This window comes from Bacillus tequilensis KCTC 13622 (assembly GCF_000507145.1).
Taxonomy (GTDB): Bacteria; Bacillota; Bacilli; order Bacillales; family Bacillaceae; genus Bacillus; species Bacillus tequilensis.
This window is the reverse complement of the sequence record NZ_AYTO01000034.1, coordinates 16,447-41,392: the sequence shown is the minus strand read 5'-3', so window position 1 is coordinate 41,392 and position 24,946 is coordinate 16,447. Positions and strand designations below refer to the sequence as shown.

At 46.9% G+C, this 24,946-nt stretch carries 23 protein-coding genes; 6 read left to right on the top strand and 17 right to left on the bottom strand.

What is annotated here, in order from left to right:
• Positions 1-307: 307 nt before the first annotated feature.
• The 11 genes from abfB to zapA all read right to left on the bottom strand — a co-directional run bounded on the left by abfB (position 308) and on the right by zapA (position 12,545).
• Entirely contained in the window at positions 308-1,795 is a 1,488-nt protein-coding gene (abfB, locus tag V756_RS0111670) for an alpha-L-arabinofuranosidase AbfB (protein WP_024714810.1), read from the bottom strand.
• A gap of 205 nt (positions 1,796-2,000) precedes the next feature.
• Positions 2,001-2,978, bottom strand: coding sequence for an electron transfer flavoprotein subunit alpha (etfA, locus tag V756_RS0111665; RefSeq protein WP_024714809.1), 978 nt, complete (start codon positions 2,976-2,978; stop codon positions 2,001-2,003).
• 35 nt (positions 2,979-3,013) lie between these two features.
• The gene (gene etfB, locus V756_RS0111660) at positions 3,014-3,787 is read right to left on the bottom strand and encodes an electron transfer flavoprotein subunit beta (protein ID WP_024714808.1); all 774 of its coding nucleotides are present in this window, start codon (positions 3,785-3,787) and stop codon (positions 3,014-3,016) included.
• Between the two features lie 14 nt (positions 3,788-3,801).
• A complete protein-coding gene (locus V756_RS0111655) occupies positions 3,802-4,578 on the bottom strand; it encodes an enoyl-CoA hydratase (RefSeq protein ID WP_024714807.1) in 777 nt (258 codons plus the stop codon).
• A gap of 14 nt (positions 4,579-4,592) precedes the next feature.
• Positions 4,593-5,177 carry a fatty acid metabolism transcriptional regulator FadR gene (gene fadR, locus V756_RS0111650; protein ID WP_024714806.1) on the bottom strand — a complete coding sequence of 195 codons (585 nt, stop codon included), beginning with the start codon at positions 5,175-5,177 and terminating at the stop codon, positions 4,593-4,595.
• Between the two features lie 117 nt (positions 5,178-5,294).
• A complete protein-coding gene (gene lcfA, locus V756_RS0111640; RefSeq protein WP_024714805.1) occupies positions 5,295-6,977 on the bottom strand; it encodes a long-chain-fatty-acid--CoA ligase LcfA in 1,683 nt (560 codons plus the stop codon).
• Between the two features lie 188 nt (positions 6,978-7,165).
• Entirely contained in the window at positions 7,166-7,570 is a 405-nt protein-coding gene (locus V756_RS0111630) for a DUF350 domain-containing protein (protein WP_003237674.1), read from the bottom strand.
• A 14-nt stretch (positions 7,571-7,584) separates the two neighbouring features.
• The gene (locus V756_RS0111625; protein WP_024714804.1) at positions 7,585-9,942 is read right to left on the bottom strand and encodes an endonuclease MutS2; all 2,358 of its coding nucleotides are present in this window, start codon (positions 9,940-9,942) and stop codon (positions 7,585-7,587) included.
• A 20-nt stretch (positions 9,943-9,962) separates the two neighbouring features.
• On the bottom strand, positions 9,963-11,675 hold the full coding sequence (gene polX, locus V756_RS0111620; protein WP_024714803.1) for a DNA polymerase/3'-5' exonuclease PolX: 1,713 nt from the start codon (positions 11,673-11,675) through the stop codon (positions 9,963-9,965).
• A 72-nt stretch (positions 11,676-11,747) separates the two neighbouring features.
• On the bottom strand, positions 11,748-12,281 hold the full coding sequence (locus V756_RS0111615; RefSeq protein WP_024714802.1) for a CvpA family protein: 534 nt from the start codon (positions 12,279-12,281) through the stop codon (positions 11,748-11,750).
• A gap of 6 nt (positions 12,282-12,287) precedes the next feature.
• Entirely contained in the window at positions 12,288-12,545 is a 258-nt protein-coding gene (gene zapA / locus V756_RS0111610) for a cell division protein ZapA (protein ID WP_024714801.1), read from the bottom strand.
• Positions 12,546-12,678: 133 nt separating this feature from the next.
• Here zapA and rnhC point away from each other — a divergent pair, with 133 nt between their 5' ends.
• Complete coding sequence (rnhC, locus tag V756_RS0111605) at positions 12,679-13,620, top strand: ribonuclease HIII (RefSeq protein ID WP_024714800.1); 942 nt, start codon at positions 12,679-12,681, stop codon at positions 13,618-13,620.
• Positions 13,621-13,656: 36 nt separating this feature from the next.
• Here the strand turns inward: rnhC and pheT are convergent, their stop codons facing one another.
• Together pheT and pheS are read right to left on the bottom strand one after the other, a co-directional pair.
• Positions 13,657-16,071, bottom strand: coding sequence for a phenylalanine--tRNA ligase subunit beta (gene pheT, locus V756_RS0111600; protein WP_024714799.1), 2,415 nt, complete (start codon positions 16,069-16,071; stop codon positions 13,657-13,659).
• A 15-nt stretch (positions 16,072-16,086) separates the two neighbouring features.
• A complete protein-coding gene (gene pheS / locus V756_RS0111595; protein ID WP_024714798.1) occupies positions 16,087-17,121 on the bottom strand; it encodes a phenylalanine--tRNA ligase subunit alpha in 1,035 nt (344 codons plus the stop codon).
• 82 nt (positions 17,122-17,203) lie between these two features.
• Between pheS and V756_RS1000000123460 the strand changes: the two genes are divergently transcribed.
• Positions 17,204-17,410 carry a hypothetical protein gene (locus tag V756_RS1000000123460; protein WP_081719849.1) on the top strand — a complete coding sequence of 69 codons (207 nt, stop codon included), beginning with the start codon at positions 17,204-17,206 and terminating at the stop codon, positions 17,408-17,410.
• A gap of 66 nt (positions 17,411-17,476) precedes the next feature.
• On the opposite strand, the gene V756_RS0111590 is transcribed toward V756_RS1000000123460, so the two are convergent.
• Positions 17,477-18,223 (bottom strand): TrmH family RNA methyltransferase, encoded by a 747-nt coding sequence (locus V756_RS0111590; RefSeq protein ID WP_024714797.1) that lies wholly within the window; start codon positions 18,221-18,223, stop codon positions 17,477-17,479.
• 118 nt (positions 18,224-18,341) lie between these two features.
• Here V756_RS0111590 and sspI point away from each other — a divergent pair, with 118 nt between their 5' ends.
• The 4 genes from sspI (at position 18,342) to V756_RS0111570 (ending at position 22,578) form a co-directional block, all read left to right on the top strand.
• On the top strand, positions 18,342-18,557 hold the full coding sequence (gene sspI / locus V756_RS0111585) for a small acid-soluble spore protein SspI (protein WP_024714796.1): 216 nt from the start codon (positions 18,342-18,344) through the stop codon (positions 18,555-18,557).
• A 68-nt stretch (positions 18,558-18,625) separates the two neighbouring features.
• Positions 18,626-19,732 carry a CdaR family transcriptional regulator gene (locus V756_RS0111580; protein ID WP_024714795.1) on the top strand — a complete coding sequence of 369 codons (1,107 nt, stop codon included), beginning with the start codon at positions 18,626-18,628 and terminating at the stop codon, positions 19,730-19,732.
• Positions 19,733-19,834: 102 nt separating this feature from the next.
• The gene (glcD, locus tag V756_RS0111575) at positions 19,835-21,247 is read left to right on the top strand and encodes a glycolate oxidase subunit GlcD (protein WP_024714794.1); all 1,413 of its coding nucleotides are present in this window, start codon (positions 19,835-19,837) and stop codon (positions 21,245-21,247) included.
• On the top strand, positions 21,244-22,578 hold the full coding sequence (locus V756_RS0111570) for a (Fe-S)-binding protein (protein WP_024714793.1): 1,335 nt from the start codon (positions 21,244-21,246) through the stop codon (positions 22,576-22,578). Before glcD ends, V756_RS0111570 begins: the two co-directional genes overlap by 4 nt.
• 38 nt (positions 22,579-22,616) lie before the next feature.
• On the opposite strand, the gene V756_RS0111565 is transcribed toward V756_RS0111570, so the two are convergent.
• Genes V756_RS0111565 through cstA form a run of 3 tightly spaced genes read right to left on the bottom strand, consistent with a single transcriptional unit; the run spans position 22,617 to position 24,827 of the window.
• On the bottom strand, positions 22,617-22,997 hold the full coding sequence (locus tag V756_RS0111565; protein WP_024714792.1) for a VOC family protein: 381 nt from the start codon (positions 22,995-22,997) through the stop codon (positions 22,617-22,619).
• A complete protein-coding gene (locus V756_RS1000000123890) occupies positions 22,954-23,088 on the bottom strand; it encodes a hypothetical protein (RefSeq protein WP_032682121.1) in 135 nt (44 codons plus the stop codon). Before V756_RS1000000123890 ends, V756_RS0111565 begins: the two co-directional genes overlap by 44 nt.
• Complete coding sequence (gene cstA, locus V756_RS0111560; RefSeq protein ID WP_024714791.1) at positions 23,031-24,827, bottom strand: carbon starvation protein CstA; 1,797 nt, start codon at positions 24,825-24,827, stop codon at positions 23,031-23,033. Before cstA ends, V756_RS1000000123890 begins: the two co-directional genes overlap by 58 nt.
• Between the last annotated feature and the right edge of the window lie 119 nt (positions 24,828-24,946).

The window sequence follows — 24,946 nt, the reverse complement described above, 5'->3', positions numbered from 1 at the left end:
GAATTCCTCCAATTGTGAAATGATGATTTTTAGTATAGCATCTCCCATTCGTTCACGCTATTTTAATGCTTACAAATTATTTTTTCCTGATCACAATCGGTTTACTCATGTTTATTTGGATTGAATGGGATATGTAAGCGTTATTAAAATACAAATCTGATTATGGCCCCGATCACTACAATAGCCCCAATGATCATCAGAATGGTACGAAGCATAGGATAACATCTCCTCTTCACTGTCATTTACCTTTACCATGCCCTCCCGGAGCTGTTTTAAAACATGAAAAAGAGCACCGGCTCCCGCGCAATTAAGAATCCGCCCGCACTGTGAGTAAAACAACCGACATGGGCGGCAGCTTTACTTTCAGTTTGTTTTTATGAAGCGTATATCGGCCGAAAGGTTCCGGTTTGACGTGATGAGGATCGTCAAACGTGTTATGCGCATTCATTTTTTCTGCCGTGAGTATGACGCCAGATTGGTCCGTTATCTTGTGAAGGCCTCTCAGCTCGATTTCAGCCTCCGCTTTGTTTTGATGATCGATGTTGCAGATCGTGATGTTGATATCGCCTTCTGGATGTTTCGATGCCGAAATGCTGATTTGCGGCAGCGTTTCCCCTTTCCATTCATAGTCAGCAGACGTTGTTTCAGTCTCTAAAAGTGAAGCGTCCTGGTGTACCTTAAACATATCAAATACATGGTACGTCGGTGTCAAAAGCATCCGCTCTCCCTCAGTCAAAATCATCGCTTGAAGAACGTTGACCGTTTGGGCGATATTTGTCATTTGCACCCGGCGGCAATGCTGGTGGAAGATGTGGAAATGAGAAGCCGCCACCAGCGCATCACGAATGGTATTTTGCTGATATAGGAAACCGGGGTTCGTGCCTGGCTCAGGATCAAACCACGTGCCCCATTCATCAATAATCAGCCCGATCCGCTGCTCCGGATCGTATCGGTCCATAATGGTGCCGTGCTTTTGAATTAATTCATCGATATATTTGGCTTTTTTCATCGTAATGAACCACTCATCCTCCGTGAACTCTGTGGCTGATCCTTTGCCTTTCCAGAAATCACCCGGAATCGTGTAATAATGAAGGCTCAATCCGTCCATCAGGCCAGCGGCTTTTTTCATAAGCACATCTGTCCAATGAAAGTCATCCACATTTGCGCCGCCTGCAATTTTATATATGTCATTTTCGCTGTAATTGCGGACATAGGTTTGAAAACGCCGGTACAAATCTGCGTAGTATTCAGGGTGCATATTGCCGCCGCACCCCCAGTTTTCATTGCCCACGCCGAAATATTTCAGCTTCCAGGGCTCCTCTCTTCCATTTTGTTTTCTCCAGTCTGACATTGGCGTGCCAGCTTTAAAGGTCATATACTCGACCCATTCCGACATTTCCTGAACGGTTCCGCTTCCGACATTGCCGCAAATGTACGGCTCGCATTCAAGCAGCTCGCAAAGCATCATAAATTCATGCGTTCCGAATTCATTTGATTCAATGGTTCCGCCCCAGTGTGTGTTAAGCATCGTCTTACGGTCACCGACACCGTTTGCCCAATGGTATTCGTCCGCAAAGCACCCGCCCGGCCACCTGAGGACGGGGATATGGAGCTGTTTGAGCGCTTCCAGCACGTCCTTTCGTATGCCGTTTATGTTGGGAATGTGTGAATCCGCGCCAACCCAGATGCCCTCATAAATCCCTCTTCCTAAATGCTCTGCAAAGTGACCGTATATATTTTTGTTAATGGTTCCTTTTACAATATCTGTCTGGATTACTGCTTGATGTTCAGACATGCCTGACCATTCCTTTCATACGGATATGAAAAGCACCACAGTCAAATTTGCGATCTGTCTTTTGCCTGGGGAGTCAGCATGAATGTAAGCGCTTTTAAAGAAACCTTATTATATATGTTCGTACATGTCAACGACGTTTTTCTATATTTGTACGTATGTATTTCAACATACAAAACCCCCGAACTTCAGCAGTCCGGGGTTTTCTCTATGAGTGTATATTTAATTGTTTGAATTCCTCACTTAATAACGGAACGACTTCAAATAAATCGCCTACGATGCCGTAATCCGCTATTTTGAAGATATCTGCTTCGGGATCTTTATTGATAGCAACAATCACCTTGCTGTTTGACATGCCGGCCAAATGCTGGATAGCGCCGGATATGCCGCAGGCAATGTACAAATCCGGGGTGACGACTTTTCCGGTCTGGCCGATTTGGAGAGCGTAATCGCAATAGTCGGCGTCGCATGCCCCGCGAGAAGCTCCGACAGCGGCTCCCAGCACCTCGGCAAGCTCCTGCAGCGGCTGAAATCCTTCCTTGCTTTTGACTCCGCGGCCGCCAGCAACGATAATTTTCGCTTCGGAGAGATCAACACCGTCGGCTGTTTTTTTGACGACCTCCTGAACAACGGTGCGGAGGTCAGTAAGAGAAACATCTACGCTTTCGATACTTCCCGACCTGCCGGCATCTTTTTCTGAAGCCTGAATATTATTGGGGCGAATCGTTGCAAAAATCATTGGGTCGGTTGAAATGACACGTTCAAACGCTTTTCCCGAGTAAATCGGTCTTGTAAATACGACATTTTCTCCAGTAACGCTTACATCGGTAACATCAGAAATTAAACCTGTTTGCAGCCGGGCGGCAAGCTTCGGTGAAAGGTCCTTGCCCATTGCCGTGTGCCCGCATATGACCGAATCAGGTTTTTCTTGGTCAATAATGGCCCTCATAACCTGGCTGTATCCGTCTGCCGTGTATGCTTTCAGCTTCGGATCCTCGGCTGTGAGAACTTTATCGGCTCCGTAATGGATAAGCTCCTGTGCGGCGTTTTGTACGTTTTCTCCGATCAGAACGCCGACGACTTCTCCATCGTCTGAAATGGTTCTTCCCGCAGCTATTGCTTCAAAGGTGACATTCCGCAATTCTCCGTCGCGAACTTCTCCGAGTACGATCACTTTTTTTCCCATTCTAACATCCCCCTGTTTCTTTGAATGTCCAAGCTTTAAATAACTTTAGCTTCGCTGCGGAGCAATGAGACGAGCTCTTTTGCCTGTTCGGCAGGTTCGCCTTTGAGAAGCTTCCCTGCCTCTTTTTTCGGCGGCAGAAAACGTTCAATGGTTTTCAGCTTTGGCTCAGCATCCTCTTCGTCAAGGCCGAGATCATCAAGCTCAAGCTCTTCAAGCGGTTTTTTCTTGGCCTTCATAATTCCCGGAAGAGATGGGTAGCGCGGTTCGTTCAAGCCCTGCTGAGCCGTGACAAGCAATGGGAGTGTCGTTTTGATTTTTTCAACATCCCCTTCAACGTCCCTTTCCGCTTCCGCATCAGTGCCGTTGATTTTGAGTTTTGTGATCGTTGTGATGCACGGAATGTCCAGAAGCTCGGCAAGCCGAGGGGCCACTTGTCCTGATCCTCCGTCGATGGCTACATTTCCGCCGAGAATCAAATCAAACTCCTGATCCTTCATGTAGTGGTATAACACTTGAGAAATGGAATATTGGTCGGGTTCTTCGAGATCATCTTCTATGTTGATTAAAACGGCTTGGTCACATCCCATGGCAAGCGCCGTACGCAATTCCTTCTCCGCTTCTTCGCCGCCGGCAGTGACGGCAGTGATCGTTCCGCCGTGCTTTTCCTTCAGCTGGATGGCTTCTTCTATCGCGTACTCGTCGTATGGATTAATGATCCATTCCGCTCCGTCATCCTGAATCTTTCCTGCTTCAATGACGATTTTTTCTTCTGTGTCAAACGTCCGTTTCATCAGTACAAATAGATTCATGATCATATCCCCTTTTATTCGCCTTTGAACTGAGGCTTTCTTTTTTCGAGAAATGCCTGGATGCCTTCTTTGGCGTCCTCCGACTCAAATGCTTCTCCAAACCGTTTTGCTTCAAGCTTTAAGCTGCCTTCATAGGAATACACCTTGTTGGAATAAAGAAGCTCAAGCAGAGATGCCAGCGTTTGCGGGCTTTTTTCCGCAAACTTAGCGGCAAGTGCTTTTGCTTTTTCAAGCACTTCTGCTTCATCCTTTGCTCCAATTGACACAAGTCCGAGATCAAGCGCTTCTTTTCCGGATATCGGTTCTCCAGAGCCAATGAGCTCTAGCGCTTTGGCTGTACCGATATATCTTGGCAGACGCTGTGTCCCCGCAAAACCCGGTATAATACCGAGGTTAAGCTCCGGGAGCCCCAGCTTGGCGTCTTCTGCCGCGATTCTGATATGACAAGCCATCGCAAGCTCCAATCCGCCGCCAAGAGCAGCACCATGTATCGCCGCGATAATCGGTTTTGGGAAGCCTTCTATTCTTTCCATCAGCTGCTGGCCTCGCTCAGCCAGCAGTGAGGAATCCTCATTGCCTTTAAGGGAAGTAAATTCTTTAATATCAGCGCCGGCTGAGAAAAATCTTCCCTCACCGTGAATGATCATGCTTCGTACGCCTGCATCTGTCTCACATTGATCAAGACAGGCGGACAGCTCTTCTAATATCCGGCTGGAAAGCGCATTTGCCGGCGGATTGTGAATCGTCAAGACTGCCACAAACTGATCAACTGCCAGAGATATTGCATTCATAGGACAGAACCCCTTTACTTATTGTGAATTCCGGACACCAACAATTCTAAAACGCTGTCTGACAAGGCAGCGAGATCGTACTTTTGGTCATTCATCACCCAAGTTGTCACGGTTTCATCAATCGTGCCGAAAACCATCTGCCGGGCGAGGCGGACATCAAGGCCTTCTTTTAATTCGCCTGATTGTATGCCTTCTGTCAAAATATTATCCAAAATATTCATATAGCCTTTTAATACTTCATTAATTTTCTGGCGCAGCTCCAAATTTGACTGGCGGAGTTCAAGCTGAGTGACAATCGCAAGGTTATGATCATCTGCTAAAAGGGAAAAATGCTTTGAAATCACGAGTGCAAGTTTCTCTTTCGCTGTTGTCTTTTCTTTTATGTCCTCTTCCATCCGGTCAATAAATTGACCCATTTTTTCTTTAAAAAGAGAAATTAAGATGTCTTCTTTGTTCTTGAAATAAAGATAGATGGTGCCGTCCGCCACTCCGGCTTGTTTGGCGATTTTGGATACCTGTGACTGGTGGTAGCCGTTTTCCGCAATGACTTCTACTGCTGCATCAATAATCTGCATATACTTTGGCCGTTTTTGCTTCAATGTTCATCGTTCCTTCCTATAGAAATGAATGACTATTCATTCATATTTTCATAATAAAAAGGATTTTCGGCTTTGTCAAGTTTATTCACAAGTGTTCTCTTTTTCTTATGCCATTTGTTATTTGATAGGGTGATTTTCAGCTTTTTCTTCAAGTAAACGCCTTCTTAAAATTTTCCCGACCGCCGTTTTCGGCAGCTCTTTTCTGAACTCATAGGCTTTCGGCACTTTATAGGGAGCAAGCCGGGATCTCGCAAAAGCGTCCAGTTCCTCTGCATCGGCTTTTGCATCTTTCTTTAACACGATAAATGCTTTTACTGTTTCTCCTCTGTAGGGATCGGGCACACCTGCAACGACAATTTCCTGAACGGCTTCATGCTCATAAAGCACCTCTTCTACTTCACGCGGGTAAATATTATAGCCGCCGGCGATGATGATGTCCTTCTTTCTGTCGGCAATATAGAAAAATCCCTCTTCGTCCATATAGCCCATATCTCCGGTGAACAGCCAGCCTTCTCTCAGTACAGCGGCGGTTTCCTCCGGTTTGTTCCAATACCCTTTCATGACTTGCGGACCTTTTACAATGATTTCTCCATGCTCATACGGGGCGGCAAGCTCACCCGTCTCTTCAGAATAAATCGCTGCGTCAGTACCCGGCCAAGGACAGCCGATACTGCCCGGCTTGTTTTTCCCCCAGATAAAATTGGCGTGTGTCACTGGAGATGCCTCAGACAATCCGTAGCCTTCCACAAGCTTTCCGCCGGTCACCTTTTCAAATTTCTGCTTTATCTCCACAGGCAGCGCGGCTGATCCGCTCAGACAGCTTTTAATGGATGACAGATCATAATGCTGCAGTTCGGGGTGATGCAAAAGGCCGATATATATTGTTGGTGCGCCCGGAAAGAGCGTCGGTTTTTGTTTGTCGATGATTTTGAGCGTTTCGAGCGGATCAAACTTAGGAAGAAGAATCATTTCGAAGCCTAGTTTAATCGAATAATTCATCACTGCCGTCAGTCCGTAGACATGAAAAAACGGGACGATCCCCAGCACCTTTTCAGCGCCTTCCTTCACATCGTACATCCAAGCGGCGCACATTTCAGTATTCGCTAAAATATTTTGGTGCGTGAGCATAACTCCTTTTGGGTCCCCTGTCGTTCCTCCGGTATACTGGAGAACAGCAATATCATGTTCAGAATCGATCTTCGGGATTGTCAGCAGTTCTATTTTTTCCTGCTTGATGCTGGAGGCGAACGTATGGATATGATCTTTTTTTTCAAAATCAATGTGCACGTTTTGTTTTTGCGTCAGCGGGTAGAGAATATTCTTCGGAAAAGGCAAATAGTCTTTTACACTGGTTATCAAAACCTGATCAACAATTGATAACGTTTTCATTTTTATTGCTTTCGGGAAAAGCAAATCTAAAGTGATGATCACGCTAGCCTCGGCATCTCTCAGCTGGTATTCTAGCTCACGCTCGGTATAAAGCGGATTCGTCTGCACCACGATGCCGCCGGCAAACAAGACGCCATAATAAGAAATGACCGATTGCGGGCAATTGGGCAGCATAACAGCCACTCTGTCTCCTTTTTGCAGGCCATTAGATTGCAAAAAAGCTGCGAGTTTAAGAGCGTCCGTCAGAATGTCATGAAAGGTGAGTTTTTTTCCATAAAAAGATATTGCGGTTTTGTCAGGGAATCGTGCGGCGGAGTCTGTCAGGATGGAGTGCAGGGTTTTGTTCGGCAACGGAAGCTCATGCGGGATATCGTCGGGATACTCGGCAAGCCACGGTTTTTGAGACTGCATACAACCTCCCCTTTCGATTTTAGAGTTTCACCCTATCATTATAGCAGATAGACGGCAAAAAAAAGAAAAAGAAAGGTAAATCTTTCTTTTTCTCATGATACGAACAGATATATAAGACCAATTAACAAAAAGATTCCCGCCGCGGCGAGCAGTACTTTTGCAAGCTTTTCCATCTATTCTCCGTCCCCTTATATTCCGGCTGCCACCACAAATGAAAGCCCGACAGAAATGACAAATGAAATAAAGCCGACAGCCCGGTTATCATTCTCGATTTCCTGGTCAATTTTAAACCGCGGAGTCAAAAACTCAAAAATAAAGTAGCTGATCAGAAGCATGACAAACCCATAAACGCCCCAGCCGATCATTTGCAGCAGAGAATTGTGCTGGGAGATGGAATGCTGAAATACGTTTGCGATTCCTAAAATTTTTCCGCCGGTCGCCATTGCCACCGCAAGATTTCCTTTTTGAATCTCTTCCCAGTTTTTATATGCCGTCACCAGCTCAAACACAGTCAAAAAGAGGACGAGGCAGAGAACCGCGACACTGTAATATGCCGCGATTTCCACAAGCTCGTTTTCCCAAAAATCACTCATGGTCATACTCCCTTTTATTTTAGTTCAACAACCGTAACGCCTGATCCTCCCTCGCCCGCTTCACCGAAACGGGAGCTTTTGACGCTGCGGTGGTTTTTCAGAAGATCCTGTACGCCTTTTCGTAAAGCGCCGGTTCCTTTTCCGTGGATGATTGACACTCTTGGATATCCGGCTAACACTGCATCATCCAAGTATTTTTCAACACGGCTGAGGGCATTTTCATAGCGTTCGCCGCGAAGATCAAGTTCAAGCGATACATGGTAGTCCTTTCCCTTGACCGCCGTAATGATTTTTTCTTTTTTTGGTTCCGGAGCTGATTTCATAAACTCCAAATCTTTTTCTTTGACTTTCATTTTTAAAATGCCGATTTGGACATTCCATTCATTGCCGCCGGTTTTTTCGAGCAGCGTTCCTTTCTGCCCGAAGGTGAGCACTTTCACCTCATCGCCTGGCTTCAGCTCGCGTTTTTGCGTTTTCGGTTTTTCCGGTTTCTTGGACTTTTCAAAAGCCGGCATTGCGCCTTCTAACCGTTTCTTCGCGTTGATCAGCTCGTGGTCCTTGAAGGATTTGTGCTCTTCTTTTATGGATCGCAATTCATGAATAATGTCCTCGGCCTCTTTCGTTGCCGCTTTTACTTTTTCAGCAGCCTGCTGTTCTGCCTCTTCAAGCATTTTGTCTTTTTTGCTGTTAAGCTCAATGATTTGCTGCTGGAGCTCTTTATGCAGCTTTTCTGCTTCTTTTCTGATTGATTCTGTCTCAGACAGCTCTTCTTCCGCACGTTTTTTGCTTTGTTCCAGCGACGCGATCATCGTATCGACTTCGTTATGCTCGGCCGTCATTTCTGACTTCGCCTGCCCGATGATATGGTCAGGGAGCCCAAGGCGTTTTGAAATTTCGAAGGCGTTGCTTCGTCCCGGTACACCAATTAAAAGTTTATAGGTCGGCGACAGTGTTTCGATGTCAAATTCGACGCTGGCATTCATAACGCCTTCTCTGTTATAGCCGTATGCCTTTAATTCAGGATAATGCGTCGTAGCTAGCACTCTTGCATTGGTGCGGTGCACGTCATCCAAAATGCTCATGGCGAGGGCCGCCCCCTCCTGCGGGTCTGTCCCTGCGCCCAGCTCATCGAAAAGCACAAGGCTGTTTTCATTAACCTGTTCTAAAATGCCGACAATGTTCACCATGTGGGATGAAAACGTACTTAAGCTTTGCTCAATCGACTGTTCATCGCCGATATCAGCGAACACATGCTCAAATACCGCTGCTTCTGACCCTTCGTCTGCAGGAATATGGAGGCCTGCTTGCGCCATCAAAGTTAACAGTCCTAACGTTTTAAGGGTGACTGTTTTCCCCCCGGTGTTTGGCCCTGTAATGACTATGGTTGAAAAATCGCCGCCAAGCTCGATGTCATTGGCAACCACCTGATCAGGCGGGAGCAATGGGTGGCGGGCTTTTTTCAAACGGACAAAGCCGATGTCGTTCATGATCGGTTTTGTTGCTTTGACTGCTTTTGCGTATCTAGCTTTTGCAAAAATAAAGTCAAGCGTCTGCAGTACGTGCAAATCTTGAAATAGCTCCTCTGTGTGCTCTGCCGTTTTCTCTGTCAGCATGCGTAAAATCCGTTCAATTTCTTGTTTTTCTTTCACTTTCGCCTGCTGAAGCGAGTTGTTCATATCTACAATTGCCTGCGGTTCTATAAACAGTGTTGCGCCTGAGGAAGAAGTGTCGTGCACAATTCCTCCGTAGCTTGATCTGTACTCTTGTTTGACCGGAATCACAAAGCGGTCATTCCGAATCGTAACGATCGTATCAGACAGCATTTTTGAAGCAGAGGAGGAGCGCAGCATTGACTCTAACCGGTCTCTGATTCTCGATTCGAGTGTTCTGAGCTGTGTGCGGATTCCTCTTAACGTTTCCGACGCATGATCAAGCACTTCTCCGTGATCATCGATGCAGGCATTAATGTCCCGCTCTAAATCGGTCAGCGTGATAAGCTGTTCCGAACGCTGATGAATCAGCGGAATGTCGACACCGTCTTCTGCCATTTGGCTGATAAAATGTTTCATTTGTTTGACTGCATAAAGCAGGCCTGAGATTTCAGTGAATTCTGAGGGACTGAGAACACTGCCGATTTCCGCCCGCCTTAACGCTCCTCTAATATCCGTAAGGCCGCCAAATGGCGCCTGGCCTCTCAGTCGGATAATAGCAGAAGCTTCGTCTACTTCATCCAGCTGTTTTTTAATTTCATCTATAGCAACAGAAGGCTTAAGCTCGAGAAGCATTTCTTTTCCGAGCGATGAAGCAGCGTGCTTAATAACCTGTTCTTTCACTTTATGAAATTCAAGAGCTGATAATACTTTTTGCTGCACGATTGTGTGAGCCTCCTTACTTAATCGTTGCGCTTGAGGAATGCCTCTACGTCTTCTAGCGACCGGGCATTCAGGACGTTTTTCATCTCCGTCCATCCTTTGCGCGCGGCAGTAACACCGGTTTTCATATCGTCTAACATTTCAATATTATGGGCATCGGTATTGATCACCAATGTAACCCCTTGTTCGTTTGCTTTCATTACATGTTCTGTGCGCAGATCGAGGCGCGCAGGGTTGGCGTTGAGTTCAAGCGCCGTATTTGTTTTCTTCGCAAGCTCAATCAGCTTATCAATATCGATTTCGTAACCGGCCCGTCTGCCGATCAGGCGACCGGTCGGATGTGCGATAATATCAACATGCTTGCTGGTCAGTGCCGTTTCAAGCCGTTTCATAATGACGTGTTCCGGCTGATTAAAGCTGGAATGAATCGATGCAATCACGATATCCATTTCAGCGAGCACGTCGTCATCATAATCGAGTGTGCCATCAGGCAGGATGTCCATCTCGACGCCTTTCAAGATCCGGAAATTCTCGAACTCGGCATTCAGCGCGTCAATTTCTTTTGCCTGCTGCTTGAGTCTTTCTGCAGTCAGCCCGTTGGCGATCTTTAAATATTGCGAGTGATCGGTGATCGCCATGTATTGATAGCCTTTTTCCATGCAGGCTTCAGCCATCTCTCTGATCGAAAACGCGCCATCGCTCCACGTTGAGTGCATGTGGAGATCGCCTTTGATTTGTCCCGGCTCTATCAGATCAATGCTGTCGCTGTAGGTTTCCACTTCTTGCCCGCTTTCACGGAGCTCCGGCGGAATCAGCGGCAGGCCGAAGTGCGCATAAAATTCACGTTCGCTCGGGAATGTTTTGATGTCTCCGGTTTCAACTGTCTCGACCCCGTATTCACTGATCCGCTCGCCGCGTTCTTTCGCGATTTGGCGCATCTTAATATTGTGATCCTTTGATCCTGTAAAATGATGAAGCGTTGTCGGAAACTGCTCTTCTGTCACAAGACGGAAATCGACGCTTGTTTCATATTCAAAGGAAAGGATGACAGATACCTTCGTATCTCCGCTCGCGATTACGCTTTTGATGTTTGGAAGCGCAAGAAGCTGTTCTCTTACTTCAGCCGGATGATCTGTGGCAATGATATAATCCAAGTCCTTCACTGTTTCCCGAGCTCTGCGAAGGCTTCCGGCACGAGAAAATTTGATGATAGCCGTAAATTGAGAAAGATGCTCTTCAATGTCCCGGGCGATCCGGAGGGCGTAGCCGATCGGGAACCGGTCAGGCTGTTTTCCGGCTTCTCCGAGCGCCTGTAATATTTTTTCTTCTGATTTTTTGCCAAAGCCCGCAAGACCTTGTACTTTTTGCTGCTCACAGGCTTCCTTCAGAGATTCTGCATCATGTACGCCCAGCTCTTTATACAGCTTTGCAATTTTTTTGCCGCCGAGCCCAGGCAGCTTCAATAAGGGCACGAGACCTTCAGGCACTTCCTTCTGCAGCGATTCGAGCGTGCTTGACTTTCCTTCATCTATATACTCTTTAATCACGCTGTACGTTCCTTTTCCAATGCCGGACAGCGACATCATATCGTCCATTTCTGATAAACTGCGGTCGTCCTGTTCCAGGGCTGCCGCTGCTTTTCGGAAGGCGGATACTTTAAAAGGGTTGTCCCCTTTGAGCTCCATGTAGACTGCAATGGTTTCAAGCAGCCGGATAATATCTTTTTTATGCATATCATAACCCCCAGACGTTCACATATGTTTCCATCATACTTGAAAAAAACTTCTCTGCACAAGAGAAGTTTTTTATGCCCCGTACTGTGTCCAAAGCTCTTCTATAAGCCCTGACAAATACGGTGTATGGTTAATGATTACATTTGCGAGTGACGATTGCCCCATCATTTGCTGCAACGCATCTACAGGAAGCACGGATGCGACATACAGCAGCACAAATGTAAATAAATAGACTTCCAGAAAACCGAGAACTGCGCCCAGCACCTGATTGATTTGTTTTATGACAGGAATGCCGGCTACAATACTCAGAAATGAACCGATGATTCTCAGTAAGATTTTAGCGATAATAAATAAAACGATAAACGCAATCGCATTATAATAGGCAACTTCTAAATTCCCCGTAAAAAAAGAAAGGGCCGGCTGCCCCGCTGAAAAGTCGGGCGCGGGAATCCACTTTACATGCGGTGCCACATTTTTATAGAATAAAGCCGCAAAGGCAATTGATAAAATAAAGCTCGTCAAGCGGATAAACTGCAGGATAAAACCGCGTTTTAACCCCAGTAAAGTCCCCATCAGGAGCAAGATGATGATGATGATATCCAGCATAGTTGTTCAATCCTTTTCTTTAAGCTGACGCTCCAGTTTCTCATATTTCTCTTGTAATTTGACATAATCGTGTACCACATTTACAGCTGTCAGCACTGCAAGTTTATTTATATCAAGGTATGGGTTTTTTTCATTAATTTCTCTCATTTTATCATCAACAATTCCGGCGACATACCTCATATGGGCTTTGCTTTCTTCACCGATAATCGTGAAGTGCTGGCCGTAAATGTCAACGGTTGTTTTTGTTTTTTTGCCGTCAGACAACGTTTCTCCTCCATTCCGCGAGAATCCTAGTTCTTATCATAACACGTTTATTAAATGAATGGAAAGACGAGCCTCCAGCTGTTATGATACACTGGTATATAAAGCGAAAAGTGTAAAAAAAGGAGATTATTACGTGTCCCATTCTGTGATAAAAGTATCGTTGTCTGCTATCGACCAAATGAAAACGGCTTACAGTGGTTCGCTTACCGCCTCTGCTCCGCAGGGAGCTGTTTTTCAAGCGAAACCGTCAGGCTGTACCATTACAGCATATCAATCCGGCAAGGTCTTGTTTCAAGGAAAAAACGCAGCGGCAGAATCCGCGCGCTGGGGAACAGCAGTGCCTCAAGAAAAGAAGAAAACAGCCAAAAAGCCGGCTGATCCCCGCTATGCCCCTCCGGCAGGTATCGCCGGAATGTCTGTTATCGGCTCTGACGAGGTTGGAACCGGAGATTACTTTGGACCGATGACAGTTGTATGCGCGTACGTTGACAAAACGATGCTTCCTTTAATGAAGGAACTCGGTGTGAAGGATTCTAAAGACTTAAAGGATCCGCAAATCATTGAGATCGCCCGAAATCTGATCAAAACCATTCCGTACAGCCTGCTGGTGTTAAAGAACGAAAAGTACAACAGCATGCAGGAAAAGGGCATGAGCCAAGGGAAAATGAAAGCTTTGCTGCACAATCAAGCCATCACCCATTTGTTAAAAAAAATGGATGGAGTAAAGCCTGAGGCCATTTTGATTGACCAATTCGCTGAGCCAGGCATTTACTTCAATCATTTAAAGGGCAGGGACATTGTGAAGGAGCGGACCTATTTCAGCACAAAGGCTGAAGGCATTCACCTGTCTGTCGCCGCTGCTTCCATCATAGCGAGATATTCGTTTTTAATGGAAATGGATAAACTGTCGCGCGAGGCAGGAATGACACTTCCGAAAGGAGCCGGTCCGCACGTGGACGAAGCGGCTGCCAAGCTGATCCTCAAAAAAGGGGCATCCTCTCTCAGAACCTTTACAAAATTCCATTTTACCAATACGCAGAAAGCGCTGCGCCTTGCTGAAAAAAAACGTTCATAGAAAAAAGCTTGCAGAGAAATCTGCAAGCTTTTTTTATCAGCCTCTCAAAACAGCCTGATATGTGTCTTCTAACGCTTTCAGCACTTTGCTGTGCGCCTTTGTCACTTCTTCTTCAGTCAGTGTTTGTTCAGGGTTGACATACTGGAGTGAGAACGCGACTGACTTTTTGCCTTCCTCCATATGCTCGCCTTCGTATACGTCAAAGACGGATACTTCTTTCAAGAGCTTGCCCCCAGCCTCTTTAATGACTCTCTCAAGCTGGCCGCTTGTGACGCATTTATCTGTGACAAGCGCGATATCACGTGTCACAGACGGATATTTTGGAATCGCCGTGTAAACAAGCGGCGCTGTATTCGCTGCGAGCAACGCATGAAGATCAAGTTCAAACACGTATGTCTCTTTTATATCGAGTTCTTTTTCCAATGAAGGATGGACTTGGCCGATGAAGCCGATAAGAGAACCATTCAATAGAATGTTCGCTGTTCTGCCCGGGTGCAGCTGTTTGCGTTCAGATTGAACAAATTCAATGCTGTCGAGTACGTTTAGTTTGTCTAACAGCCCTTCTACAATTCCTTTGGCGACAAAGAAATCAACCGGTTTTTTCTCGCCCTGCCACAGCTGCTTGCGCCATAATCCTGTAACAGCTCCTGCCACGCGCTCTGTTTCAACAGGTTTTGTGTCCTCTTCCTTCGTCAGGAAAACGGAGCCGACTTCATACAGTGCGACTGAGTCAGTCTGTCTCGCGAGGTTGTAAGAAACAGAATCAAGCAGATTCGGAACAAGACTGTGTCTCAGAATGCTTCTTTCTTCACTCATCGGAAGCGCAAGCACGGTATTAAGTGATTTTTCAATCGCAAACGCGGCCGCTTTTTTCTCATTTGTCAGTGAGTAAGTGATGGCTTGTGACAAGCCCGCACCTTCTAGGAAGCGTCTGACTTTACGGCGTTTTGCCTGATATGGCGTTAACCCCCCTGTTGTTCCCCCTGTCTCAGGAAGCGTAGACGGAATGTTATCATAGCCGTACAGCCTTGCCGCTTCTTCTATTAAGTCCTCTTCGATTGTAATGTCACCGCGGCGTGATGGAACGGTCACTACGAGAAGATCTGCCGCTTCACCGACCGTAAAACCGAGACGCTTATAAATGCTGATCAGTTCTTCTTTGCTGATTGTCATGCCGAGAACGCTGCTCACTTTGTCAGCAGAAACGTGAATGTGATTCGCTTCGATTGTCAGGTGATCTTCTTCAACTGTTCCAGTGAGCACTTCACCGCCGGCATACAGATGGATCAGCTGTGCAGCCCGTTCTGCCGCAAGACGTACACGTGCCGGGTCAATGCCTTTTTCAAATCTTACACTTGATTCACTTCTCAAGCCAAGGTCTTTGGAAGCCTTACGAACTGTCTGTCCGTTGAAGTACGCAGCCTCAAGCAAAATCGTTTTCGTATCTTCCTGAACTTCTGACTCTGCTCCTCCCATGACACCGGCAACAGCTTGCGCTTTCGTTCCGTTTGTAATGACAAGGTGATCGGCAGACAGCTTACGTTCTTGATCATCAAGAGTTACGATCATTTCATTTTCAGCTGCTTTTCTTACGACGACTTCTTTGGAGCCGAATTTGTCATAATCAAACGCGTGAAGCGGCTGGCCGTATTCCAATAGGACAAAGTTTGTGATGTCGACGACGTTGTTGTGCGGGCGAATGCCTGCATTCATCAGCTTCGTCTGCATCCAAAGCGGTGACGGCGCAATCGTGACATTTTTAATGATTTTTGCCGCATACAGCGGGTTTGCTTCCTGATCTTCAATTTTAACAGTGATGTAGTCAGATGCTTGTTCAGACGCAGCCGGATAATCCGTTTGCGGAAGTTTTACCTCTGTGTCTAAAATCGCCGCAACCTCGTAAGCAACACCAAGCATGTTCATGGCATCCGCGCGGTTTGGCGTTAAACCAAGCTCAAGGATCGCATCGTCAAGCTGTAAAGCAGCTAAGGCATCGCTTCCTGTTTCAGCGTCATTCGGGAATACGAAAATGCCTTCCGCATACTCTTTTGCCACAAGCTTGCTTTCAATGCCAAGCTCCTGTAAAGAACAGATCATGCCGTTTGATTCTTCACCGCGAAGCTTTGCTTTTTTGATTTTGAAATTGCCCGGCAGCACCGCTCCGACTGTTGCCACCGCGACTTTTTGTCCTTTATCCACATTCGGCGCGCCGCAAATGATTTGCACAGGGGCTTCCGCTCCGATATCCACAAGGCACTTATTCAGCTTATCAGCATTCGGATGCTGCTCACGTTCCAGCACATGTCCGATAACAACGCCTTTCATGCCTTCTCCTTTGTATTCAATTCCTTCAACCTCAATGCCGGCTCTTGTAATTTTCTCAGCAAGAACAGCCGGGTCCATGCCTTTTAGATCAACATAATCCTCTAACCATTTATAAGAAACAAACATCCTAGCATCCTCCTCTTACGCCTGTTTAAACTGCGAAATAAATCTGACATCGTTTGTATAGAAGTGGCGGATATCATCAATGCCGTATTTCAGCATCGCGATGCGCTCAACACCCATTCCGAATGCGAAACCTTGATATTCCTTCGGATCAAAGCCAGCCATTGTAAGTACGTTCGGGTGAACCATGCCGGCGCCGAGAATTTCGATCCAGCCTGTTCCTTTACATACTGAGCAGCCGTTTCCTCCGCATTTAAAGCATGTCACGTCCACTTCTACTGAAGGCTCAGTAAACGGGAAGAAGCTTGGGCGGAGTCTGATTTCACGGTCTTGCCCGAACATTTTTTTCGCAACGAGTTCAAGCGTTCCTTTTAAATCACTCATGCTGATGTTTTTGTCTACGACAAGCCCTTCAATTTGCATAAATTGGTGAGAGTGCGTCGCATCATCGTTATCGCGGCGGTACACTTTACCCGGACAAATGATTTTTACCGGCCCTTTTCCTTTGTGCTTTTCCATCGTCCGTGTCTGCACAGGAGAGGTTTGCGTTCTCATCAAAGTCTCCTCTGTGATGTAAAAGCTGTCCTGCATATCGCGCGCAGGGTGTTCTTTCGGCAGGTTGAGCGATTCGAAATTGTAGTAATCCGTTTCAACTTCAGGTCCTTCCTCAACTGTGTAGCCCATGCCGATAAATAAATCTTCAATTTCTTCAATGACAACAGTGAGCGGATGGCGGCTGCCGACTGCGACAGGGTTCCCGGGCAGCGTGACGTCGATTGTCTGTCCCGCAAGCTTCTGCTTCATTTCCTCTTCTTCAAGCTTTTCGTTTTTGACAGCAATCGCATTGGCGATACGCTCTCTTACCTCGTTCGCGAGCGCGCCCATTTTCGGACGTTCCTCAGCAGAAAGTTTGCCCATACCGCGAAGCACTTCTGTAATCGGCCCTTTTTTACCGAGATACTGCACCCGAATATCATTGACAACCTTTAGTGAGCTTGCCGCTTCTACTTGTTCTAAAGCTTCTTGTTCCAGCTGTTTTAGCTTTTCTTCCATTTTGCATCCTCCTTTTATGTAAACAAACCGTCATATGTCTTTTTGAAAACAAAAAAAACCCGCCCCTTATACAAGGGACGAGTTGTGGCCGCGGTACCACCCTTATTTCAGACAGACTGATGCTGTCGTCAGCTTCATTGACATAACGGAATCAGATTCCGGTTCACCTTTACGCGCAAGGTGCGCGGTCCCGGTGACAACTCAAGAGGTGAAGCCAATTTCCGGCTGCATTAAAAATGCTCTCAGTCAGCGGCATTTTCTCCCTGGAAAGCAGTTGATCAGAAATTGAGGTCCTCTGTCACGGTTTTTGAAATATTATGTTCTATTATAGAGAAATCCACTGCTTGACGCAATACTATCCTCGCAAGTGGTATACGAGGATGGCGGCCGCAATCGCAACGTTCAGTGATTCAGCCTGTCCGTAAAGCGGCACATACAAGTTCAAATCCGTTTTTTCCAGCAATCCAGCATCCACCCCCGCACCTTCATTTCCGACAATGAGCGCAAAGGATTCAGCCTGAGACATATCCCGGTAAGGTGCTCCGTTTTGCAGCGCAGTCCCGTACACTTTTACGCCCTCCGCCTTTAATTCATCCACATAGGTATGCAGGTTTTTTCTCACCACGGGAATATGAAAGTGAGAACCTTGCGCGGATCGCAGCGTTTTTCCGTTATAAGCGTCCGCTGTGCCGTCACCGAGCACAACCGCATCTAAACCGGCCGCATCTGCCGTTCGAATCATTGTGCCGAGGTTTCCCGGGTCTTGAACAGCGTCAATCAGCAGCACCCGCCGTGGTGACGCCAGTTTTTCTTCAGGCATATGGCACACAGCGGCAATCTGCTGCGGCGTTTCAGTTTCTGTAACAGCTGAAAACGCATCTTCACTCAGCACGCAGCACTCGATGCTTACATCAAGATCTGCCGGAATTTTCGTTTCATCCTTTACAAGGATTTCCTTCACCGTTCCCGGGCTCTTAAGCGCCTCTTCAACAAGATGTTCTCCCTCTATCAGGAATGTATTCGTTTTTATCCGTTCTTTTTTTGTGTGAAGCTTTTTCCAATCCTTCACTTTTTGGTTTTTTGCAGATTCTATTTGTTTCACTGTCTGTGTGGCTCTCCTTTTTTTAACATGCTGTTATTATATCGCAAGAACGGCACATAATAAACCAGGTGGAGGGCTAGAATATACGTATCACATTTTAAAAAAAGGAGCGTTTTACATGGATCTTAATTTACGTCATGCCGTCATAAGCAATGTAACCGGCAATAATCAGGAGCAGCTTGAGCATACCATTGTGGATGCGATTCAAAGCGGTGAAGAAAAAATGCTTCCGGGACTCGGCGTTTTATTCGAAGTCATTTGGCAGCACGCGTCTGATAGTGAGAAAAACGAAATGCTAAAAACGCTTGAAGGCGGATTAAAACCCGTCCAGTAAGACAGGAAACCGGGTGACAGCGCCCGGTTTTTTTCTTATATAATAAAAGCATGATGAGGGGGATCGCCATGTTTTTACAGCCGTTATTAGCGAAAAAAATCATTGCTGAAGTCAAAAAAATGTACCAACGCGAAGTCATTATTGTGAACACAGACGGTCTTATTATGGCAAGCACAGATGATGAGCGGGTCGGACAATTTCATGAAGGAGCGCTCATCTGCGCAAATGAAAAACGCAATGTCATTATCACAAAAGAAGATGAAAAGAGATTAAAAGGAGTGAAGGCAGGGCTGAATCTTCCTGTTTTTTCTGACCGTGATGTGATCGCCGTCTTCGGGCTGACAGGTGAGCCCGCTGAGATTCGGCCTTACGGGGAACTGCTTCGGAAAATGACAGAGCTGTTCATTAAGGAATCGTGGCATTTGGAGCAGTCTCAATGGCGTGAGAGAATGCTGGAGTCCTTTATGATCGATTGGCTGCAATTAAAAGAATGGTCTCCCGGTTTTCTTGAGAAAGCCCAGCTTCTTGGAATTGACCTTTCCTCCCGGCGACGAATGATTCTGATTCAAGGGTATGAATGGTCGCCTCATGATATCAAGCAAATGACACATATTTGGAAATCCGCGTACCCTTCAGATTTGTTCATCAGATGGGGAAATGAACGGATTCTGATTAATCATGAAGTGCCAAAGCATGAACATAGAGATCGGCTTTTGCAGCAGCTCTCTCACATTTGTTCGTTTGCTCATACCGCAAACAAGCAATTTGCAGCCGCTGGCGCCGGGAGGGCTGTCGCAGCCTCCAGCCTGACAGACTCATACGAACAAGCGGAAAAAGCGCTGGCTGTCAGCCTTAAGCGAAAAACGCCCATATTCGAGGAGGATTTGAAGCTTGATATGTGCCTGGAGGAGATCAGCCAAGGAACCAGAAATGAATTTCCGCAAAGAGTATTCCGTGAGGCGCTAGAGCATCACGAGCTTATGAATACGATACGGACTTTTTTTCATCTCGATTTGTCTTTGAAACAAACCGCAGCAGACATGCATATTCACATCAATACATTGCGTTATCGCCTGTCTAAAGCTGAACAGCTGACAGGTTTGCGTTTTGGCCGTACAGAGGATATTGCCGCGATGTATGTCGCACTCTATTTTTTAGATCAAAACACAAAATAGAGAGATTTACAGTTTCATTTTTTGTGTATTCCTCTATAGAAGAGTTTGCTTTTTTTCTTTTACAATAGATTGAAAGCGTTTTTTGACAGGGGGATGGGTGTAATGATCACAAAAGATATAAAAGAACAGCTGATCCAAATCGTCGGACCGGAAAACTTTGATGACTCCAACGCCGGCCGCCTCGTCTATTCATATGATGCGACACCGCAGTTTCAATCAATGCCTGATGCCGTGATTGCACCGCGGAATACCGATGAAGTATCGCGAGTGTTAACGATTTGCAGCGAACATCAAGTTCCGATCGTTCCAAGAGGATCAGGGACAAACCTGTGCGGCGGCACGTGCCCGACTGAAGGCGGGCTTGTGCTTCTCTTTAAGCATATGAACCGGATTCTTAAGATTGATGAAGAAAATTTGACCGCGACAGTCCAGCCGGGCGTCATTACGCTGGATATGATCCGTGCGGTTGAAAGCAAAGGGTTATTTTATCCGCCTGATCCGAGTTCTATGAAAATATCAACCATAGGCGGAAACATCAATGAAAATTCCGGCGGGCTCCGCGGCTTAAAATATGGCGTCACCCGCGACTATGTCATGGGCCTGGAGGTTGTCCTCGCAAACGGAGACGTCATCCGCACCGGGGGAAAGCTCGCAAAAGATGTGGCTGGATACGATCTCACACGCCTTTTTGTCGGCTCAGAAGGAACACTCGGTATTGTGACAGAAGCCATCGTCAAACTTGTTCCAAAGCCGAAAACTAAGAAGACGCTGCTTGCCCTTTATGAAAATATCGATGCCGCTGCTCAAACGGTGTCAGACATCATTGCCGCTAAAATCATACCCGCCACGCTCGAATTTCTCGACCAGCCCACGCTTTTGGTGATTGAGGATTATGCCAAAATCGGCCTTCCGACAAACGCAAAGGCGGTGCTATTAATTGAGCAGGACGGACCGCTTGAAACCGTTGCACGGGATATGGAAAAGATTGAGGCGATTTGTAAAAAAGGCGACGCCGTCTCCGTTCAGACCGCACAAACAGAAGCGGAAGCGTTTGCCCTGACTGAAGCCCGGCGTTCTGCACTTTCTGCTCTCGCCCGCCTCAAGCCGACAACCATTTTAGAGGATGCCACTGTTCCTCGCTCAGAAATCGCCAATATGGTAAAAGCCATTAACGATATTGCCGCTAAATACGATATTTCCATCTGCACCTTCGGCCATGCGGGAGACGGAAACCTTCACCCGACATGCACGACAGACATTAGAAATAAGGATGAAATGGAGCGTGTCGAACATGCTTTTGCCGAGATTTTTGAGAAAGCGATTGAACTTGGCGGCACGATAACTGGAGAGCATGGAGTCGGGGCCATGAAAGCGCCTTACTTGGAAATGAAGCTGAAAAAAGAAGGCATTGATGCGATGAAAGCGTTGAAGGCTGCATTTGATCCCCGAAACATATTAAATCCGGGCAAAGTATTTGCGAAAGATGCGAGAAAACGTGTGGTGACGGAAAGATGACAAGAGAAAAAGAAATGAAACAGATCCAAGATGAGTTTAAAGAGCGCATGGATGAAGGCGAGCTGTTGAATTGTATGCGCTGCGGCTTCTGCCTTCCTTCCTGTCCGACCTATATCGAATCAGGTTTTCAGGAAACTCACTCTCCGCGCGGGCGCATCGCCTTAATGAAAGCCGTAACAGACGGTCAGATTGAACCGGATGAAGACGTCGAACGTTCGCTGTCACTTTGCCTCGGCTGCCGCGCCTGTGAGCCCGTATGCCCGTCAGGCGTGAAATACGGACAGCTCCTTGAGGAAGCGAGAGATATTATCCACCAAAATAAAAAACACTCGATCGGGGCGCGCGTCATGCGAAAGGCGGCTTTCCACGAGCTGTTTCCGCATCAAAACCGCATGCGCTCAGCTGTTAGCCTTATCGGTTTGTATCAGCGCTCAGGACTGCAATCCGCTGTTCGTAAAACCGGTATGCTTCGCGTCCTGCCTGAGCATTTGCGGACGATGGAAGCTGTTCTTCCCGATGTTCCCAAAAGCAAAGACATGAAGCATCGGCCGCGTTTGCTGCCGTCCATTGGCCTCAGAAAAAAACGGGTCGCCTTTTTTTCGGGCTGCTTAATGGATACCATGTTTTTACCGACCAACAATGCCACATTGAAGCTTTTGCAGCTGGCAGGCTGCGATATTGTCATCCCTTCTGAACAGGTTTGCTGCGGGGCGCTGCACGGACACAGCGGTGAAAAAAACGCGGGCAAAGAGCTCGCGAAACAAAATATCGCTGCTTTTGAAGCGTTAGACGTGGATGCTGTCATTACAAACGCGGGAGGATGCGGAGCCTTTCTCACTGAATATGATCATTTGCTGAAGGATGATCCCGAGTGGTCGGAGCGGGCCGCCGCTTTTGTTCAGAAGCTGAAGGATTTTTCGTCCGTATTGGTTGAACTCGATTTTCAGCAAATGGACTTAGCGCTCAAGACGCCTCAGGTCATTACCTATCAAGATTCATGCCACCTAAGAAATGTGATGCATACGTCGCTTGAGCCCCGCCAGCTCCTTCAAAGCATCAAGGGAGCCGATTTCAGAGAAATGGATAAAGCGGACAGCTGCTGCGGATCAGCGGGAATTTATAACATCGTGGAAGCAGAGATGTCTATGAAAATACTGGACAGTAAAATGGCTGCCGTCAAAGCAACCGAAGCGATCCTCATAGTAACAGCAAATCCCGGCTGCCTGCTGCAGATGAAGCTCGGGATTGAACGCGAAGGACTAAACGGTAAAGTCAGAGCCGTTCACCTGGCTGATTTGCTATTGGAAGCAGCCGGGCATAAAACAACATGAGAAAGCCCAAAACAGACATTGTTTTGGGCTTTTGTGCATTATTCCATCGGACTGCAAATTTCGATATAATGTCCATCCGGATCTGCGATATAGGCGACTGTCTGCCCCCATGGCTTCACTTTTGGCTCCCTGATAATCGAGACGCCTTGTTCTCTCATCCTTTTGATGACAGCTTCTACATTTTCAGTGACAAAGCCGATTTCAAATGTGTTTGAAGCAGATGTTTCCGGAATGTCCAGCGCTGTGATGTCTCTGGCGCTTTCCCGCGTATTAAGCGCCAATATCGTCGATCCTGTTTCAAATTCGACATATGTGCCGTGTTCCGCACGAATCGGCAGTCCTAATATATCCCGATAAAAATGAATAGCCCGCTTGCTATCCGATACGTATAGAATCAGATATTTCATTGATAGATTCATTGCCACGCCCCCTCAGCATTTTCAATAGCCTTTCTATCCCGGTATAGATGCTTCCATCCTTAAATTCGGATCTTTCCACATCTGCGCCCATTTTTTCACGGCCGCCACGATAATGATGAAGCCTAATACCAGCATGATGATAGATAATACGCCATTCAATACACTATAACCTGCTGCTTCAGGATTGAGATACACATGGCGCACCATCCAATAGCCAGCATAGTTGACAGTGACATATAAATAGGCAAGCGGGATAAGGCAGGTCAGAATGTATCGGCGTTTATCGGCGATTTTCAGCACGATGGTCGCTCCGATAATCAGCCCAACTGAAGCCATCAGCTGGTTGGATACGCCAAACAGCGCCCAAATCGAACCGATATCCCCTGAATACAGCAAATAGCCCCACATCAAACAGGCAAGCGCGCTGGCAAATACAGAGCCCGGAATCCAGTCTGTTTTCTTCAGCGGTTTATACACCTCTCCGAAGAAATCCTGGATCAAATAACGGGCAACGCGTGTGCCGGCGTCAATCGCTGTTAAAATAAATACGGCTTCAAACATAATGACAAATTGGAAAAAGTATGAGGCCAAATGGCTGAAAAACGGCATTCCGGTAAAAATATAAGTCATTCCCACCGCAAGCGTGACGGCTCCACCTGTTCTTCCTTCTAAGTCCAAGCCGATTTCCCTGCTCAATTCAGGCAGATGTACGACATTCATGCCAAGTGTACGGAAAACCTCAGGCGTGCTGTTAATTGCAAAGTAATCAGCAGGCTGCAAGGCGGTTGCCGCAATCAGCGCCATGATGCCGACAAGACACTCGACAAGCATTGCACCGAACGCAACGGGCTTCATATCACTCCATTTATTCAGCATTTTCGGCGTCGTGCCTGAACCGACAAAGGCATGAAACCCCGAGATCGCCCCGCAGGCGATGGTTATTGAAATGAACGGCCAGACAGGTCCTTCCAGCACCGGCCCGCCCCCTTTTACGAATTCTGTAAACGCAGGAAACGGGATGGACGGATTGACGACAAACACCCCGACAATCAAAGCGATAAAAACACCGATTTTCATAAAGCTGCTTAAATAATCACGAGGTGCGAGAAGCAGCCAAACGGGTAGCGCCGCTGCAAAGAACGCATAAACAGGAAGCGCGATTGCAAGCGTTTTCGTATCCAGCGTCAAAAAATCACCAAGTGCGGTAGTTTGCACCCATGGGCCGCTAAAGACGCCTGCCATTAAAAAGAGAAAGCCGATCGTTGACGCGAGTTTTAAATTACCCGTTTTCTTATAAAATAAGCCCACACCCATCGCAATCGGAATCGTAATCCCTACTGCAAATGTTCCCCATGGATTGCGTTCAAGCGCATGCAGCACGACCATCGAGAGACCCGCCATCGTAATCGTGATAATAAACAGCATGGAAAGTCCCGTGCAAAAGCCGGCAACAGGGCCGAGCTCATCCTTCGCCACTTCCGACAGCGACTTGCCGTTTTTTCGCATCGATGCAAACAGCACAACAATATCATGGACGGCCCCCCCTATCACCGCCCCGATTAACAGCCATAACAACCCCGGCAAATAGCCGAACTGCGCAGCCAGAATGGGCCCGACCAGCGGCCCGGCCGCTGCGATGGCTGCAAAATGATGGCCGAACGAAACCCATTTATTTGTAGGCACATAGTCTTTTCCATCCTCAAGCACGTGAGCAGGCGTCGGCTTGTCATCATTTACTTTAAGAACTTTCACCATCATAAATGTTCCGTATAAACGATAGGCGATAGCCAAAATACACATTGACGCTATCACAATTGTAACCGCATTCATTTTATCCCATCCCCCTTTGCTGTTTTCATAAATATATCACAATTTCATCTTGAAAAGCGGTCATTTTTTCCTATACAAAAAAGCCGGCTGGAAAGGGCCGGCTTGAGGTAATTAAAAAA

Coding starts and splice junctions, on each gene's coding strand:
- abfB (WP_024714810.1), bottom strand. CDS start 1,795: ATGTCTGAACATCAAGCAGTAATCCAGACAGATATTGTAAAAGGAACC.
- etfA (WP_024714809.1), bottom strand. CDS start 2,978: ATGGGAAAAAAAGTGATCGTACTCGGAGAAGTTCGCGACGGAGAATTG.
- etfB (WP_024714808.1), bottom strand. CDS start 3,787: ATGAATCTATTTGTACTGATGAAACGGACGTTTGACACAGAAGAAAAA.
- V756_RS0111655 (WP_024714807.1), bottom strand. CDS start 4,578: ATGAATGCAATATCTCTGGCAGTTGATCAGTTTGTGGCAGTCTTGACG.
- lcfA (WP_024714805.1), bottom strand. CDS start 6,977: ATGCAGTCTCAAAAACCGTGGCTTGCCGAGTATCCCGACGATATCCCG.
- V756_RS0111630 (WP_003237674.1), bottom strand. CDS start 7,570: ATGAGTGATTTTTGGGAAAACGAGCTTGTGGAAATCGCGGCATATTAC.
- polX (WP_024714803.1), bottom strand. CDS start 11,675: ATGCATAAAAAAGATATTATCCGGCTGCTTGAAACCATTGCAGTCTAC.
- V756_RS0111615 (WP_024714802.1), bottom strand. CDS start 12,281: ATGCTGGATATCATCATCATCATCTTGCTCCTGATGGGGACTTTACTG.
- pheT (WP_024714799.1), bottom strand. CDS start 16,071: ATGTTTGTTTCTTATAAATGGTTAGAGGATTATGTTGATCTAAAAGGC.
- pheS (WP_024714798.1), bottom strand. CDS start 17,121: ATGGAAGAAAAGCTAAAACAGCTGGAACAAGAAGCTTTAGAACAAGTA.
- sspI (WP_024714796.1), top strand. CDS start 18,342: ATGGATCTTAATTTACGTCATGCCGTCATAAGCAATGTAACCGGCAAT.
- V756_RS0111580 (WP_024714795.1), top strand. CDS start 18,626: ATGTTTTTACAGCCGTTATTAGCGAAAAAAATCATTGCTGAAGTCAAA.
- glcD (WP_024714794.1), top strand. CDS start 19,835: ATGATCACAAAAGATATAAAAGAACAGCTGATCCAAATCGTCGGACCG.
- V756_RS0111570 (WP_024714793.1), top strand. CDS start 21,244: ATGACAAGAGAAAAAGAAATGAAACAGATCCAAGATGAGTTTAAAGAG.
- V756_RS0111565 (WP_024714792.1), bottom strand. CDS start 22,997: ATGAATCTATCAATGAAATATCTGATTCTATACGTATCGGATAGCAAG.
- V756_RS1000000123890 (WP_032682121.1), bottom strand. CDS start 23,088: ATGGGCGCAGATGTGGAAAGATCCGAATTTAAGGATGGAAGCATCTAT.
- cstA (WP_024714791.1), bottom strand. CDS start 24,827: ATGAATGCGGTTACAATTGTGATAGCGTCAATGTGTATTTTGGCTATC.